Source organism: Azoarcus sp. Soil_N_20, from assembly GCF_057656155.1.
The window spans coordinates 249,468-265,435 of the sequence record NZ_JBDGKX010000003.1; the positions used below are offsets into that span (position 1 = coordinate 249,468).

At 67.0% G+C, this 15,968-nt stretch carries 16 protein-coding genes; 15 read left to right on the plus strand and 1 reads right to left on the minus strand.

Annotated features, from left to right (window positions below; translation table 11 throughout):
* Positions 1-171 precede the first annotated feature (171 nt).
* The 6 genes from AC3A35_RS08440 (at position 172) to AC3A35_RS08465 (ending at position 5,926) form a co-directional block, all read left to right on the plus strand.
* Positions 172-1,230, plus strand: coding sequence for a hypothetical protein (locus tag AC3A35_RS08440; RefSeq protein WP_487435593.1), 1,059 nt, complete (start codon positions 172-174; stop codon positions 1,228-1,230).
* The gene (gene recJ, locus AC3A35_RS08445; RefSeq protein ID WP_487435594.1) at positions 1,227-2,918 is read left to right on the plus strand and encodes a single-stranded-DNA-specific exonuclease RecJ; all 1,692 of its coding nucleotides are present in this window, start codon (positions 1,227-1,229) and stop codon (positions 2,916-2,918) included. Before AC3A35_RS08440 ends, recJ begins: the two co-directional genes overlap by 4 nt.
* A 133-nt stretch (positions 2,919-3,051) precedes the next feature.
* Complete coding sequence (locus AC3A35_RS08450; RefSeq protein WP_487435595.1) at positions 3,052-3,420, plus strand: response regulator; 369 nt, start codon at positions 3,052-3,054, stop codon at positions 3,418-3,420.
* A complete protein-coding gene (locus AC3A35_RS08455) occupies positions 3,417-4,028 on the plus strand; it encodes a chemotaxis protein CheC (RefSeq protein WP_487435596.1) in 612 nt (203 codons plus the stop codon). The genes AC3A35_RS08450 and AC3A35_RS08455 overlap by 4 nt, the downstream gene beginning before the upstream one ends.
* Positions 4,025-5,338 (plus strand): ATP-binding protein, encoded by a 1,314-nt coding sequence (locus AC3A35_RS08460; RefSeq protein WP_487435597.1) that lies wholly within the window; start codon positions 4,025-4,027, stop codon positions 5,336-5,338. Before AC3A35_RS08455 ends, AC3A35_RS08460 begins: the two co-directional genes overlap by 4 nt.
* Before the next feature lie 159 nt (positions 5,339-5,497).
* A complete protein-coding gene (locus tag AC3A35_RS08465; RefSeq protein ID WP_487435598.1) occupies positions 5,498-5,926 on the plus strand; it encodes an HIT family protein in 429 nt (142 codons plus the stop codon).
* A gap of 55 nt (positions 5,927-5,981) precedes the next feature.
* On the opposite strand, the gene AC3A35_RS08470 is transcribed toward AC3A35_RS08465, so the two are convergent.
* Positions 5,982-6,386, minus strand: a complete 405-nt coding sequence (locus AC3A35_RS08470; protein ID WP_487435599.1) for a DUF2721 domain-containing protein — start codon at positions 6,384-6,386, stop codon at positions 5,982-5,984.
* 130 nt (positions 6,387-6,516) lie between these two features.
* On the opposite strand from AC3A35_RS08470, the gene prfB reads away from it, so the two are divergent.
* From prfB to AC3A35_RS08515, 9 genes are all read left to right on the plus strand, one after another.
* Positions 6,517-7,621 (plus strand): peptide chain release factor 2 gene (gene prfB / locus AC3A35_RS08475; RefSeq protein ID WP_487435600.1). Its coding sequence is split into 2 segments (ribosomal slippage): positions 6,517-6,597 and positions 6,599-7,621, totalling 1,104 coding nucleotides; the frame shifts between segments, so codons are not numbered across the junction.
* Positions 7,622-7,649: 28 nt separating this feature from the next.
* Positions 7,650-8,978 (plus strand): hypothetical protein, encoded by a 1,329-nt coding sequence (locus AC3A35_RS08480; RefSeq protein WP_487435601.1) that lies wholly within the window; start codon positions 7,650-7,652, stop codon positions 8,976-8,978.
* Positions 8,978-9,685, plus strand: coding sequence for a hypothetical protein (locus tag AC3A35_RS08485; protein WP_487435602.1), 708 nt, complete (start codon positions 8,978-8,980; stop codon positions 9,683-9,685). The genes AC3A35_RS08480 and AC3A35_RS08485 overlap by 1 nt, the downstream gene beginning before the upstream one ends.
* Positions 9,685-12,474, plus strand: coding sequence for an AAA family ATPase (locus AC3A35_RS08490; protein ID WP_487435603.1), 2,790 nt, complete (start codon positions 9,685-9,687; stop codon positions 12,472-12,474). The genes AC3A35_RS08485 and AC3A35_RS08490 overlap by 1 nt, the downstream gene beginning before the upstream one ends.
* A 40-nt stretch (positions 12,475-12,514) precedes the next feature.
* Complete coding sequence (locus AC3A35_RS08495) at positions 12,515-13,336, plus strand: hypothetical protein (RefSeq protein WP_487435604.1); 822 nt, start codon at positions 12,515-12,517, stop codon at positions 13,334-13,336.
* Between the two features lie 270 nt (positions 13,337-13,606).
* A complete protein-coding gene (locus AC3A35_RS08500) occupies positions 13,607-13,921 on the plus strand; it encodes an NIPSNAP family protein (RefSeq protein WP_487435605.1) in 315 nt (104 codons plus the stop codon).
* 103 nt (positions 13,922-14,024) lie between these two features.
* Positions 14,025-14,348: a transposase gene (locus AC3A35_RS08505; RefSeq protein WP_487435606.1), complete on the plus strand. Its 324-nt coding sequence runs from the start codon at positions 14,025-14,027 to the stop codon at positions 14,346-14,348.
* Positions 14,349-14,536: 188 nt separating this feature from the next.
* A complete protein-coding gene (locus AC3A35_RS08510; protein WP_487435607.1) occupies positions 14,537-15,169 on the plus strand; it encodes a LysE family translocator in 633 nt (210 codons plus the stop codon).
* 260 nt (positions 15,170-15,429) lie between these two features.
* The gene (locus tag AC3A35_RS08515) at positions 15,430-15,930 is read left to right on the plus strand and encodes a group I truncated hemoglobin (protein WP_487435608.1); all 501 of its coding nucleotides are present in this window, start codon (positions 15,430-15,432) and stop codon (positions 15,928-15,930) included.
* Positions 15,931-15,968 lie beyond the last annotated feature (38 nt).

Here is a 15,968-nt window from a genome sequence, read left to right on the forward strand (position 1 = left end):
ACTCATGATGGTCGCCATTGTATCGGTCCTGAGCGCTCAGCCCGCCCCCGAACTTTCACCTTTTTACCAATCGAAGCAGTTCATCTCGCGGGCGGGACGGAAGCCTCCCGCCCGGACGTCCCGCCACGCCCGCCATGCTAGACTCGGCCCGCTTCCCTCTGTGGCAAATCCATGCAGATTCATCTCGTCCTTCCCGGCCTTCTGTGGCCGAGCACGACCCTTTTCGGTCCGGCCTCGGACCTTGCCCTGCCCGGCCTGGCCCGCTTGCTCGGCCTCGGCCAGCGCCGGATCGAAGGCTTCGAACCCTTCGACCGCCAGCTTGCACGCCTGTTCGGACTCGAAGCCGACCCCTTGCCGCTGGCCGCATTGCGCCGGCTCGGCGAGGGCGATGCGACCGCAGATGCCGGCGCCGACTGGTTGTGCGCCGACCCGGTGAATCTCTCGTTTGCGCGCGAACACATGCTGCTCGGAGAATTCCCCGCCGCCGAACTCACCGACGCCGACGTGGGCGCGCTGCTCGCCACCCTCAACGACACGTTTGCCGATCTCGGCCGCTTCGAGGCCAGTACGCCCACGCGCTGGTATCTGCGCCTGGCGCAGCCGACCCGGGTCAAGCTCTATCCGCTGCACGATGTGGTCGGACGGCCGATCAAGGATTTCCTGCCCGAGGGTGAGGATGCGCAGCTGTGGCAGCGCACCATGAACGAGGTGCAGATCGTGCTGCACAACCACCCGCTCAGTCAGGCCCGCGAAGCCGCCGGCGGGCGACCGGTCAACAGCCTGTGGTTCTGGGGTGCCGGCCGCCTGCAGGAGACGGTGCGCTCGCCACTCGCTGCGGTCCAGGCCAGCGATCCGCTTACCCGGGGGCTTGCCCGCGCGGCCGGCGTGCCCGTGTCCGCGCCGGACCCGGCCGGCGCGCTGCGCAAGGACACCCTGGTGGTGCTCGACGACCTGCTCCGCCCCTCCCTTCAACTCGATCTGGAAAGCTGGCGCGGCGCGCTCGCCCGCCTCGAGCAGGACTGGTTCGGCCCGCTCGCCGACGCCCTGCGCAGCGGCAGGCTCCACGACCTGAGCCTCACCGCCCCCGGGGACCGCGCCACCCTGCAGCTCCGCGCCGGCGCCCGCGATCACTGGCGCTTCTGGCGCAAACCGCTCCCCTTCGACACCTTCCTGAAGTCGCTGGTACCCGCCGCCGCGAACACCCCACCCGCCGAACACAGCCCGCAATGACCCGCATCCAGCCCCGCAACATCCCGCAGCGCGCCCTCACCGCGCTGACCGACGCCGGCATCCACCCGCTGCTCGCCCGCCTCTATGCCGCCCGCGGCATCCGCGCCAAGGGCGAACTCGACACCTCGCTGCGCGCCCTGCTGCCGCCGGACGCACTCACCGGCACCCGCGAAGCGGCGCAACTGCTGGCCGATGCGATCGAGGCCGGCGCGCGCATGGTGATCGTGGCCGACTACGACTGCGACGGTGCCACCGCCTGTGCGGTGGGCGTGCGTGCGCTGCGTGCCTTCGGTGCCGACGTGCATTATCTGGTGCCCGACCGCATCACGCTGGGCTACGGCCTCACCCCGGCGATGGTGGAGATCGCCGCACGCCTCGAGCCCGACGTGCTGATCACCGTGGACAATGGCATCGCCAGCGTCGAAGGCATCGCCGCCGCGCGCGCCCATGGCATGACCACCATCATCACCGACCACCACCTGCCGGGCGAGGTGCTGCCCGACGCCGACGTGATCGTGAACCCCAACCAGCCCGGCTGCGATTTCCCGAGCAAGGCACTGGCCGGGGTCGGCGCGATGTTCTACACCATGCTCGCCCTGCGCGCCGAACTGCGCGAGCGCGGCGCCTTCACCGACAGCAAGGAGCCGAACCTGGCCGAACTGCTCGATCTGGTCGCGCTCGGCACCGTGGCCGACGTGGTCAAGCTCGACCACAACAACCGCATCCTGGTCTCGCAGGGCCTGCAGCGCATGCGCGCCGGGCGCATGCAGCCCGGCATCCGTGCCCTGTTCGCGGTCGCCAGCCGCGATCCCGCCCGTGCCAGCGCCTTCGACATGGGCTTTGCCCTCGGCCCCCGGCTCAACGCCGCCGGCCGCCTGTCGGACATGAGCCTGGGCATCGAATGCCTGATCACCGACGACGCCGGCCGGGCGATGAACATCGCCCAGGATCTGGATCGCCTCAACCGCGAGCGGCGCTCGATCGAGGCCGGCATGCAGGAAGAAGCACTGATCCGCCTCGAAGGCTTCGACGCCGGCAATAACGCCAGCATCGCGCTGTTTGAGCCCGACTGGCACCAGGGCGTGATCGGCATCGTCGCCGGGCGGATCAAGGAAAGACTCCATCGCCCGACGATCGCCTTTGCCCGCGGCAACGACGGCGAACTCAAGGGCTCCGGACGCTCCATCGCCGGCCTGCACCTGCGCGACGCACTCGACCTCGTCACCAAGCGCGAGCCCGACCTGATCGTGCGCTTCGGCGGCCACGCGATGGCGGCCGGGCTCACCATCCACGAGACCGAACTCGACCGCTTTCGCGCCGTGTTCGAGGAGGTCGTCGCCGGCCTCGTCGATCCCGCCGACCTGCAACGCCGGATCGACACCGACGGCGCCCTCGAATCCGGCTACATGAGCCTCGAATCCGCGCGCATGCTCGACCAGGAAATCTGGGGCCAGGGCTTTCCGGCACCGGTGTTCGACGACGTGTTCCGGGTCGAGCGCCAGCGCCTGCTGAAGGATCGTCACCTCAAGCTCGAACTGTCGCGTCGCGGGGTGCGCTTCGACGCGATCCAGTTCAATCATGCCGACGGCGCACCGGGCGACATCCGGGCCGCCTACAAGCTGTCGATCAACGAATACAACGGGGTTTCCAGCGTGCAGCTGATGCTGGAGCATTTCGAAGCGGCGTGAACCATTCCCGCACTTGCTGCAGGGCCATCGTCTTCGGCCGCGCTACCACGGATCGCATTGGCCGCACGCAATATCATCCGCGCTAGAATGACACGCTGATCGTTTCCAGCCTGTCGGGCACAAGGAGGAACGCATGGCTACCCGGATTCTTGTCGTCGATGACTCCGCCATGGCGCGAAAGATGCTCATCAAGTCGCTGCCCGCTTCCTGGGATGTCGAGATCCAGCAGGCAAGCAATGGCGTGGAAGCGCTTGCCGCCTACCGGGCGAGCGAGTTCGACGTGATGTTCCTCGACCTGACGATGCCCGACATGGACGGCTTCCAGGTGCTCGAGGCCCTGCGCCGCGAGGAGCTCAACTGCCTCGTCATCGTCGTCTCCGCCGACATCCAGGCCGCTGCGCGCGAGCGCGTGCGCCAGTTGGGCGCGATCGCCTTCGTAGCGAAGCCGATCGACCCCGACAAGATCCGCACCGTGCTCAAGCAATACGGAGTTCACCTATGACAGCGGCACTGCTGAGCGAAGACCAGCGCGATGCGCTGCAGGAGATCACCAACATCGGCATGGGCCAGGCCGCGGCGTCGATCGCCGCGATCCTCGGCGAGTTCGTGCAGCTGTCGGTGCCGCGCATCCTCATCCTGCGTCCCGAACTGATCGGCACGGCGCTGCTCCGCATCATCGGCAAGGAGCCGGTGACCGCGGTGCGCCAGGGCTTTCATGGCGAATTGCGCGGCGAGGCGCTGATCGTCTACAACAGCCAGAACTGTCGCGAACTGGCCAGTCTGATGGGTTACCACGAAGCCCTCGACCAGGCCACCGAGCGCGAACTGCTGTTCGACGTCAGCAATGTGCTGGTCGGCGCCTGCCTCGGCGGCATCGCCGAGCAGATCAAGACCGAAATCGGGTTCTCCGCCCCCTCGCTGATGGCCGACCACCTGCCGGTTGACAAGTTGTTGACTGTGGCCGAAATCCACACCCCGTGCGCGCTGTTCGTCGAGGTCAACCTCAGCCTCGAGCACCGGTCCTTTGCCAGTCATCTGGTCATGCTCATGCCGGAGGAGGAAATCCTCGTCGTCCGCGCCGCGCTCGACCGTTTCCTCGACAGCCTGTGAACGCGCCGCCCGAACCCGGCCAGCTGAGCGATTTCGTTGTCGACCGGGTCGAGGTCGGCATCTTTGCCGTGGATCGCGACTTCACGCTGACCTTGTGGAATCGCTTCATGGCGACCCACAGCCGCCGCCCCGCGAACGAGGTCCTCGGCCGTCCGCTGTTCGACTGCTTTCCGGAGCTGCCGCGCGCGTGGCTGGAACTCAAGATCCGCAATGTCTTCGCGCTGAAGAACTACGGCTTCACCTCCTGGGAGCAGCGACCTTTCCTGTTTCGCTTCGCCTCCAACCGCCCGCTCACCGGCGGCGTGGATGCGATGCGTCAGAGCTGCACCTTCATCCCGGTGCGCGGGGCGGACGGTAGCGTGGATCAGGTCTGCGTCACCGTGTTCGACTATACGGATGCCGCCGTCGCCCACGCCGAACTCGCCGAGACCGTGCGCGCCCTCGAAGTCGAGAAGGCGGTGCAGCGCGAATTGATCGGCGAGCTTGAAAACGCTCACAACCAGCTGCTGCAGTCGGAAAAACTCGCCTCCATCGGCCAGCTCGCCGCCGGTGTCGCGCACGAGATCAACAACCCGATCGGCTTCGTCAATTCCAACCTCGGCACGCTCGAGCGCTATCTCGGCGACCTGATGCGGGTGATCGATGCCTACGGCGACGTCGAGGCCACGTTGCCCGCCGAAGCACGGGCGCAGGTCGAGGCGGTCAAGACCGCGGTCGACCTCGGCTACCTGCGGGCGGACCTCGGCGCGCTGATGAGCGAAAGCCGCGACGGTCTCGGGCGCGTCACCCGCATCGTCCAGGACCTGAAGGAGTTCTCCCACATGGGGGTCGTGGACTGGCAGTTGGCGGACCTGCATCGCTGCCTCGACAGCACCCTCAACGTGGTTGCCAGCGAACTGAAGTACAAGGCCGAAATCGATCTGCGCTATGGCGACATCCCGGAGATCCGCTGCGTCCCCTCCCAGCTCAACCAGGTGTTCATGAACCTGCTGGTCAATGCTGCGCAGGCGATCGCGCAGCGCGGACGGATCACGGTCACCACCGGCCGCCGTGGCGACGAGGTGTTCGTTGCGATTCGCGACAGCGGCGTCGGCATCCCGGCCGACGTCCGGAAGCGGATCTTCGACCCCTTCTTCACCACCAAACCGATCGGCACCGGTACCGGCCTCGGCCTGTCGGTGTCTCACGGCATCGTGCAGCGCCACCACGGTCGCATCGAGGTCAGCAGCGAACCGGGCGACGGCGCCGAGTTCTGCGTCTGGCTGCCGATCCAGCCGCCCGAAGCCGGTAATGAATTGGCCGCGAACTGATCGCCCGGCAACCGGGCGCCGAGGCAAAGTCGGTGGTCGCCGATATAATCGGGCCGACGCCGAACCGGCATCGACCAGGCCTGTCATCCGGTGCAAGCCCGATGGCAGCCGGCAAGACGAAGTCCGACTGCAAGCATCCCCAACCTGCGAGACCGAACCATGGCCTACGACAACAGCAACATCTTTGCCCGCATCCTGCGCGGCGAACTTCCCTGCAAGCGCGTCTACGAGGACGAGCACACGCTGGCGTTTCTGGACATCATGCCGCAATCCGACGGCCACACCTTGGTGTTGCCCAAGGAGTCGGCCGAGTTCCTCACCGACCTGTCGGACGGTGCGCTGCAGGCCACCATGCTCACCACCCGCAAGCTCGCCCGTGCCGTTCAGCAGGCCACCGGCGCACCCGGACTGCTGATCTCGCAGTTCAACGGCGTCGCCGCGGGGCAGACGGTGCCGCACGTGCACTTCCACCTCATTCCGCGCTTCCCCGATGTGGCGCTGCGTGCGCACGGGCGCGAGATGGCCGACGCCGCCGAACTCGCCACAATGGCGGACAAGATCATCGCCGCACTCGCCGATCCCGCCTGACCGTCCGCCCCGGGAACGGGTACCGGACGCCGATCACGGCGAACCAGCAGGCCGATCAGCCGATGGTCGGCGTATCCTTGGTCCGCTCCATGTCCTCGACCACCACCGACAGCGCGTTGGTGGAGATCAGCACCTCGATCAGCGACAGCACCAGCGACACCGAAAGCGCGACGATGCTGATGCCGAACAGCACCTGTCCGGCCGCTTCGCTGTGCGCATAGAGCGCCAGCATAGACAGCGAGCACAGCAGGAAGCTCAGCACGCCGAACGACTGCATGTACTGGATCAGCGTGATCCGGCGCTTGAGCCCCGGAATCTGCCGCATCACCAGCGGGCTGCGGTAATCGGGCGAGGCGTGCAACTGGCGGATCAACTGGGCCAGGCTCAGGAAGCGGTTCGAATAGGCCAGCAGCAGCAGGGAAATGGCCGGAAACAGCAGGGCGGGCGTGGTGATGTCCATCGGCGGGCGCCAGTACGGGAGGAAGGCCGGAGTTTACCCGTTCCCGGATCGATCGCTGCACGCGAATGCCCCGCCGCGCGCTCCGGCGCCGGTATAATGTCGGGTTTTCCGCATTGCCCCGGAGCCGCACATGGAAGCCGAACGCAAAAACGCCATCGCCGAACAACTCACCGACCTCGCCGCGCGCGGTCGGGAACTGCGGAGGTATCTTTGACTACGATGTGAAAGCATCGAAGCTCGAAGAAGTAAACCGCGCCCTCGAAGACCCGGCAGCGTGGAACGACGCCGAGCGCGCCCAGGAGCTCGGCAAGGAAAAGCGCCAGCTCGAGGACGTCGTGCTCACGCTGCAGACCATCGACCAGCAGTCGAAGGATCTGCAGGAGCTCTACGATCTCGCCGATGCCGAGGATGACGAGGACACCTTCGTCGCCGTCGAAGCCGATCTCGGCGAACTCGAAGCCGCGGTGGCCAAGCTCGAATTCCGCCGCATGTTCAACAACCCGATGGACCCCAACGCCTGCTTCGTCGAAATCCAGGCCGGCGCCGGCGGCACCGAAGCCCAGGACTGGGCCGGCATGCTCGAACGCATGTATATGCGCTACGCCGAGAAGAAGGGCTTCTCCGTCGAGCTGATGGAAGAAACCGAAGGCGAAGTAGCCGGGATCAAGAACTGCACGATCAAGGTCACGGGCGATTACGCCTACGGCTTCCTGCGCACCGAAACCGGCATCCACCGCCTGGTGCGCAAGAGCCCGTTCGACTCCAACGCCCGCCGCCACACCAGCTTCACCTCGGTGTTCGTGTTCCCCGAAGTCGATGACTCGATCCAGATCGACATCAACCCGGCCGACCTGCGCGTCGACACCTATCGCGCCTCGGGTGCCGGCGGTCAACACATCAACAAGACCGATTCCGCCGTGCGGATCACCCACGAACCCACCGGCGTGGTGGTGCAGTGCCAGAACGACCGCTCGCAGCACAAGAACCGGGCCGAGGCGATGTCGATGCTGAAGGCGCGCCTGTACGAGCTCGAGCTGCGCAAGCGCCAGTCCGAGCAGCAGAAGCTGGAGGACTCGAAGAGCGACATCGGCTGGGGTCACCAGATTCGCAGCTACGTGCTCGACCAGTCTCGAATCAAGGACTTGCGCACCAACTACGAAGTCGGTAACACCCAGGGCGTGCTCGACGGCGACCTCGACAACTTCATCGCGGCCAGCCTCAAGCAGGGCGTTTGAGCGCGCCCCCCGCCCGCCGTTTGCACCCATGACGCTGGATCTGTCCGAGTTCCTCGCCCCTGGCGTCAATGCCGATGACGTGCCGGAGCTGGCACCGCTGGCGGCGGCGAAGCCGCTGGTGGATGCCTTCATCACGCTGTTTCGCGGCACCGAGGCCGAGGTGCTGATGCGCCTGCTGGTGCTGCGCGAGATCGGCCGCGAGGCCGAATCCCCGCGCTGGTCGCCCGAAGCCCTGCGTGCGCGCTTCACCTATCTCGATCCGGTGAAGCTGGAAACGGTGCTCAAGCGCCTGCGCGACAACGGCCTGCTGGCCTTTGCCGACGACGGCCTGTACCACCTCTCCGACATCGGCCGCAACGCGGTGGCGGCCATCGCCATGTTGCTGCACTTTGCCGACGAGGAGGATGCCGAGCTCGGCTTCCTCACCGCGCAACTGGCCGGCCTGCAGGCAGTGGGCAGCATCACCCCGGAGGCGCTGGGCCACCTGCTGTCCAAACTCAACGATCTCAGCTGGCACTTCGAGGAGGCCGTTGCCTCGGGCTCGGAGTTCAACATCGTCTCCGCCCGCCGGCGCTTGTCGGCCAACGAGAAGTGGCTGGCGCGCGGAACCGAGATCCTCACCGGCCTGCTCGCCGACCCCGACGTGCCCTTCGAGATCGCGCGCATCGCCCAGCGCATCGGTCTGGCACAGTCGCGCCTCGCTCGGGTGGATGCCAGCTTCCAGCGTGCCCTGAACAAGATCGAATCCCAGCGCGTCACCCTCGGCGCCTCCGGCATCTCCTCGTCCGACGTCTCCGCCTGGCTGCGCACGCTGAACGCGGCCCGGATCGCCGGCTTCGCCGACGACGCGCTCTTCCTGGTACCCGAAATCCCCCTGCTGGCCGGCGGCCACGAACTGCTCGACCGCGCCGAGGCGGTGCTGTGCGACGACGTACGCGCGCGGGAAGCCGATGTCAGCCTGCCGCCGCCGGATCTTGCCGAGGTGAGCACCGCACCGGACAGCGAGGATCTCGCGCTCCTCGAACACTTTACCCGCCGCCTCGACCACCTGCACCAGACCACGCCCTTGCATCGGGTCGTGGCCGGCGGCGGCTTCGCCCCGGCCTCCTACCGCCTGTCGCTGCTCGCCCTGCTCGCCGACGGCGAATCGGCCGGCCCGGCCGCGGGCCCGGTGGGCGACTTCATGCGTCTGCCGCTGGAGGTGCTGTTCGGCGACACCCTGGAAGCGGTCGATGACGACGAGATCGCGCTGATCTCCAGCGGCCGGGTCGCGCCCCGCACCGCGGCCGCCCTACCCGGCGACGCCACCTCGACGTCCTTCCCCACTCCCCCTGCCACGCTGGAAGACATCCGCTGATGGAACAGGACATCAAGACCCTCACCGCCCGCCTGCTGGCCAATCGCTGGCTGCCGCGCAGCGACCGCCTGGTGCGCCGCGCGCTGGTGGACGAGACCTTTCGCGTCGAACTCGACCATCGTCTGGCCGCGGTCGGCCTGCAACTGCAGGACAACCCCTATGCCGGCCACGTCGCCACCGCGCTCGCCCCCGAAATGTTCGAGCCGGTGTTCGGCGCCAAGCGCGAATACGCCGCCAGCAACATCGGCCTCACCCGCGACGAAATCGCCCTGCTGGTGGTGATCTGGTCGCTGATCATCCTGCCCAAGCGCGAACGCCAGGTCACCCGGCGCGAGGTCGCCGACGACGGCCAGGGCGACATGTTCGGCGCCGAAAAGCCGATGGAGCACGGCGACACGGTTTCCGCCGGCATCGCCGAGGCGTCGCTGATCGCCGACTTCGGCGCGCTGCTGGGCGGGCGCGGCCGGGTGAAGAACTTCATGCTCGGCAAGCTCGCCCGCCTGGGCTTCATCGAGCGGCGCAACGGCATCCTGGTCGAAGGCCCGCTGCTCGACGTCGCCCTCGACTACCGCATGCTGGCCGACCGCATCATCCACGGCACCCTGGCCGAAGTGATCTCCCGCGCCGGCCACCCCATGCCCGAAACCAACGCCTTCGAAGTCGCGGACGTGCTGCCCGACACCGACGACGCGGAGGAAGACGCCTGATGTTCCACATCAAACAGCTCGAACTCGTCCACTGGGACTACTGGCGTCGCTTCTCGCTACCGCTCGACGCGCAGATCATCACCATCGTCGGCCCCAACGGCTCGGGCAAGACCACACTGCTCGATGCCTTGCGCACGCTGTTCGCGCTGCGCTGCTCGGGCAAGCGCGACTTCCGCCGCTACGTGCGCCGCGCCGATCGCAGCTTCGCGTGGATCCGCGCAGTGGTCGCGAACCAGCCCGGCAACAGCGGGCGGCGCCCGTTCTTCCCCTGCCTGCACGACGAGGTCACGCTGGCCTGCCGCATCCGCCGCGCCGGCGGCGAATGGACCCGCGACTACACCATCGTCGATGGCGACCAGACCATCGAGGCACTGGAACAGACCGAGGACTGGATCGGCCTGCGCGACTACCAGAGCCGGCTCGCCTGGGGCGGGCTCACCCCGGCCATCGCCAAGGTGCTCGCGCTCGAGCAGGGCGACACCGACAAACTGTGCGAATACTCGCCCAAGGCCCTGCTCGAACTGGTGTTCGACGTGTTCGGCGACAAGGAAGTGCTGGACAACTACGAGGCCGCGCGCGAAGAGCAGCGCAGCGCCGAACGCGAACTCGACGACCTCGAGCTCGACCTCGACCGCCTGCGCGCCCAGGCCGAGGCACGCCGGCTGGAAGCCGACAACTACCTGCAGTGGAAGCAGCTCGCCGACGAAGCGCACGCGCTCGAAGCCGAGATCGTGCCGCGCCTGGAAGCCGCCGAACTGGCCCGCGACGTCAGCGCCGAGCGCCGCCAACTGGCCACCGAACGCGCCGAACGCCTCACCCGTATCACCGAACGCCGCGGCGCCGCGCACCACCTCGAACAGGTGCGCAGCGAAAAGACCGCCGCCGACGCCGAGCGCAGCCGGCTCAAACACGACGCCGAGTCCACCGAAAGCACCTATCTCGCGACGCGCGACCGCGTACGCGACCTGGAGAAGCTGCTCGCCGAACGCGATGCCCTGCGCGCCCAGCTCGCCACCGAACACGGCGCCGACGCAGTGGCGCTGGAACGCGACCACGAAAAGGCCGAAGCCGCGCTCGCCCGCCTGCGCGCCACAGAGCGCGAGCTGGTTGCCCGCTACGAAGAGCGCACCGACAGCCTGCGCGCTGCGAAAGGCCGCAGCGGCCCGCCCACCGACCCCGAAGTCGCGCGTTTCCGCGCCCTGCTCGACGAACAGGGCATCGCCCACCGCGGCCTCGCCGACGTGGTGGAAGTCACCGACGCCCCGTGGCAGGCCGCGCTCGAAGCGGTGCTGCGTCCCTATCGCCACGTTGTGCTGCTCGAACGCGAAGGCGACCGCCACGCCGCCTGGGCGCTGGGCGAACGCGAACGCTTCCGCCACTTCCTGGTGCCGGAACGCGAAGAAGCCCCGCCCGCGCGCGAGCGCAGCCTGGCCGAGGTCGTGCGCTTCTCCGCCCCGGTGCCACGCTGGCTCACCGACCTGCTCAACCGCATCCGCCGCGTGGACAACGTCGAAGCCGCGCGCGATCTGCCGCGCGACATCGAATGGATCACCCGCGACGGCTACCATCGCGAACGCCGCGGTGCCCGTCACCTCGGTCGCCCTACCGACTTCCACTTCGGCGAACTGGCCCGCCAGGCCCGCATCGACCAGCTCGAAGCAGACATCCGCACGCTCGACCGCGAGCTCGCCGGCGTGCGCCCGCAGGTACAGCACGCCGCCGAGCGCCTCACCGCGCTGCGCCAGCGCCTGCTCGGCCTGCAGTCCGCCCAGTTGCTCGCCGCCAAGGCCGAAACCTATGCCGCGGCCGACGCCGAACTTCCCCAGGCGCGCGCCGCGCTGAGCCTCGCCACCACCGCCCGCAGCGAGATGCAGGCCCGCCAGGAACAGATCGGCGCCAAACTGGCCGGCATCCAGATCGAGATCGACCGCCGCAGCCGCGAACTCGCCGCGATCGAACAGCGCCTGGCCGAACTCGAACGCGACACCGCGCCGCGCCGTCACACCCAGGCCCAGCGCCTCGTCCGCCTGCGCGCGCTGCGTCGCGGCATGCCCGCCCACTGGCGCGACCCGGCCGAACTCGCACTGCTCGCCGAGCGCTACGACAACGCCAGCGGCGCCCGCCGCGAACGCGACCGCCTGCGCACCCGGCTGGCCGAAGGCGACTGGGTCACCGACGCCGCCGTACTCACCCTGTCCGAGCGCCTCAAGGCCGACGTACACAAACGCGAACGCGACTACCGGGAGCGCCAGGGCTACTGCGCCACCGCCCGGCGCCTCACTGAAGAGGCGCGCAATGCCTACATCGCCAAGCTGCGCGCCACCGTGCGCCAGTACGGCAAGAACCTGAAGGCGCTCGGCGAGCTGGCCGGGCTAGGCGTGGACTGCCCGCCGCCCGCACTCGGCGGCGACGACCTCTCGCTCGCCCACGCCGGCCTCGAAGTGCGCTTCGACTTCGACCGCAAGGGCGCGGTGGGCCTCAATGACGGCGAGGCCTCGGGCGGCCAGCAGGTCATGAAGTCGCTGATCCTGCTCATCGCCCTGCTGATGGACGACGCCCGCCCCGGCGGCTTCGTCTTCATCGACGAGCCCTTCGCCCACCTCGACGTCGCCAACATCGACCGCGTCGGCACCTTCCTGCGCGCCACCCGCGCGCAATACCTGATCACCACCCCGGTCACCCACAACGCCAACGTCTTCGCCCCCGCCCAGCTCACCCTGGTCACGCGCAAGAAAAAACCGGGCGACGACTGGGCACCGACCATCGGGGTGCTGGCACGGACGGTTTGAATGACAACGCCGTCGCGCGACCTGACCGCCGGTGCACGACATGCACTTGCCGCCTGAACCAGACTGGCTCCCCGCCGACACCACAGGCATCTCCACCGCCTGGCTGACCGAACCCACCCGTTCCACCCTGCGCGGCAAGCGCCTGCGCTGTGCCTTCGAGCGCGCCGCACCTGCACTCGACACCTGGCCCGCGGCGTGGCGCGAACTGCTCGCGCTATGGGTACGCCGCGCCACGCCGGACAAACGCTACCGTCACGACGCCCTGCTCGCCCGCGCCGGCGCCGGCCGCGCCAACATCGCGCTCACCCTGTTCGACCGCCTGCTCGTCGACGGTCTGGCCGAAGTGGAAGAGCGCTGCGCCCCCAAACGTGGGTGGCACGCCCACAGCCTGCGCTTTCGCGATCCGGCCGCGCTGCGCCGCGCCCTCGCCCTGCCCGAACCGGACGCCGCCCGATCCGCCTGGGATGAGCGCCGATCCACCACCTTCGCCCACCCGGAACTCGAAACCGCGCGCGCCGCGCTCGACCCGCTTCCGCCCGCCACCGCGCTCGCCCGGATGGATTTGCTCGCCGCGCTGGAACGCTGGAGCGACGAGGGCCGCGACAGCGGCCTCGCCACCCGGCGCGACTTCGCCTGGTTCGCCCGCGCCGACACCAAGAAGATCACCGACACCGAATTGCACACCATGCTCAGAACAGCCGAAACCCCGGAGCGCTCCGTGCCCGAACAAAGCGGCCGCACCCTGATTGAGCTCCCCACCCTCGAGCGCCAGGGGCGCCACGGCGAAATCATCGAGCAACGCAAACACCTGCGTGCGCAGCACGCCGAACTCTTCGACTACTACATGCAGAACCGCGCCTGAAACAAGGCCCGCCGCACCGCTCGCACCGGTGCGCCCGCCTGTGGCGGCATTGCGCGGACCGTCACAATCTCGCCGCATCGCGTATCCCATCCGCTTGCAATGACGGGCCCCCGGCATACAATCCCCATAGCCAACGTCGTTGCCCCGGTTCAATCCAATAAGGTTTATCCGCCGCCGTATCCGCCCGCGCGCTCCCCACTCGCCCTCAGCGCCGGATAACCGCTATTCGTTAGACGCTGGACCACATGCGCGGACATAACAAGGAACAACATGATCACCTGCTATCTGCGCTACATCATCGATCCGTACCAGCTCAAAGAATTCGAGCGCTACGCGAAGCTGTGGATTCCGCTCGTCGAGAAGTTCGGCGGCCAGCATCACGGGTACTTCCTTCCCTCGGAAGGCGCGAGCAATGTAGCGCTTGCCCTGTTCACCTTCCCCAGCTTGGCGACCTACGAGGAGTATCGGGTAGGGTCTTTTGAGGACCCTGAGTGTCAGGCGGCATTCAAGTACGCGAACGATACCCGCTGCATCCTCAGTTATGAGCGAAGCTTCTTCCGTCCCGTTTTTGAGGGAAGCATCTAACCGGTATTCCACCGGACCTGCGCCGTCAGCGCCGCCGGCCGATGCCTCCGGTATAACTCGGCAACGCCCCCCGGAGCCTCGCTTCAAGCCCCCCGACTACGGTTTGAAGATAATCCCGGTGGACTTCGATCGACAGGTGATTCCTGGCCGTTTCGAACACGCGCAGTGCCACGCGGAGTCTTCCAGCAAGTGCGCCAGTGAAGAGGGCCGTACCGAGCGGATGAAACGGCGAATCGACTCCTACCCCTGCAAGCGCATGATCACGGCGCGCTTTGCCACCGTCGAGGCGGTCTTCGCCAACCTGAGAAACAACAAGCGGCTCCATCGCTTCACATTGCGCGGCCGCGCCAAGGTCGACGGGCAGTGGAAACTCTACTGCCTGATGCGCAACATCGAGAATCTGGCGTACCACGGGTATGCACAATGAACGGGGCAGGCCACGGCGGCACGCCGCCAAACCTGCGGGGCGCAAGGCGCGAACGACGGAGGACGAACATATGACGGACTCGGGCTGATTCGGACCGGGATATGATGAACAAGAAATCGTCGGCTATTGCCGATACGGACCACTTGCCCGAAGATCGGTTTTTTCTACACCGTCATTAGGCTGCGCAGATGCTCCCGTCGCTGCTCGCTATCGCTGTCCTGCATTGGGCCGTCCTGGTCATCCCGGGCTTCAATTTTGTCCTCATCGGCCAGCTTGCCGCCGCCGGTAGCCGTAAGGCGGCAATGTGCGCGGTCGCCGGCATGACGATGGCAACACTAGTTTGGGCCTCGCTTGCTGTGGCCGGCGTGGGCGTCGTCTTCGCGGCTCATCCCTCCGTGAGGGTGGCCGCTCAAGTCGCCGGAGGGCTGTACTTGCTTCACCTTGCGCTCAAGCTCTGGCGAACAGGGGGTCAGGTGGAAGCGTCAGCGCCGCCTGTCCTCGGGAGCGCTGGGGCCTTTCGCGCCGGCTTGATGACGAGCGCACTGAACCCGAAGATCGCCTTGTTCTACGGGAGCGTGTTTGCCACCTCGTTGCCCGCGAATCCCCCGCTCGCCATGGTAGTGCTGGCAGTACTGTTGGTGTTCGCCAACTCCGTCGTATGGCACTCATCGCTCGCCCTGTTTCTGTCCCGCCCGAGTGTTCAGCGAGCTTACCTGCGCCACAACAGGGCGTTGAACCGGGCTTCAGGTGCCTTGGTAGGCGCGTACGGCGTGAAGCTCATCGTCTCGGCGGTAAACGAAGTTCGCTCGCGCACCGCGTAGTGCAGCCTAACCCTTCCCCAAGGGGGTTCCCGTCAAGCTTTCCTTGCAGACCGGCCGCAGGCCGACCTTTGCGTTGATCATGCCCCCATCTTCATCTCCCACTGATCACGCCCGGGCGTGACCGGTTCTCGGCCGGCGCCGACACCGGCATGTCTCCCACCTATGTGCGACGACAAACAGACATACCGTCGACTTATATGCAACCCTTTTTTGCACGTCGCAGTTGCGGCGAGCGATGATTCTCATCAAGGATGTTTATCATGAAGAAGCTATTAATCGCATTACTATTTCTATTCACGGTGTTACCGACACTTCCGCTGCAAGCCGCTCCCGAGGCCGAGAAGAGTCTGTATGAACGGCTTGGAGGCGTCTTCGCAATCGCCGCGGTAATTGACCACTTCAGCGACGCAGTTGTGCAGAACCCGATCGTGGGAAAGACATCGAAGAACCCAGCGCTCAGAGAATGGCACACGAAGAACCTGGGCAGGTTGCCGGGCCTCAAGTTCATGCGAACCCTTTGGGTCTCCGAGGTCACGGGCGGGCCGGTCAAATTCTCGCCAACAAAGCCGGGTAAGACTCATTTGGGCCTTGAGGAGGCGCATCGTGACCTCAAGATCTCGCCCGAAGAATTCGACGAGGTCGCGGCCGAGCTGGGGCGCAGCCTCGACTTCGCCAAAGTGCCTGCGCGTGAGAAAGAAGAAGTCCTCGCAGCCTTTGCAGCGCACAAGAAGGAGGTAACGGCTGGCTCCATGACGAAGTGATGATGGCTGGCTTGCCCTTCGACTATGCCGCCAAGACG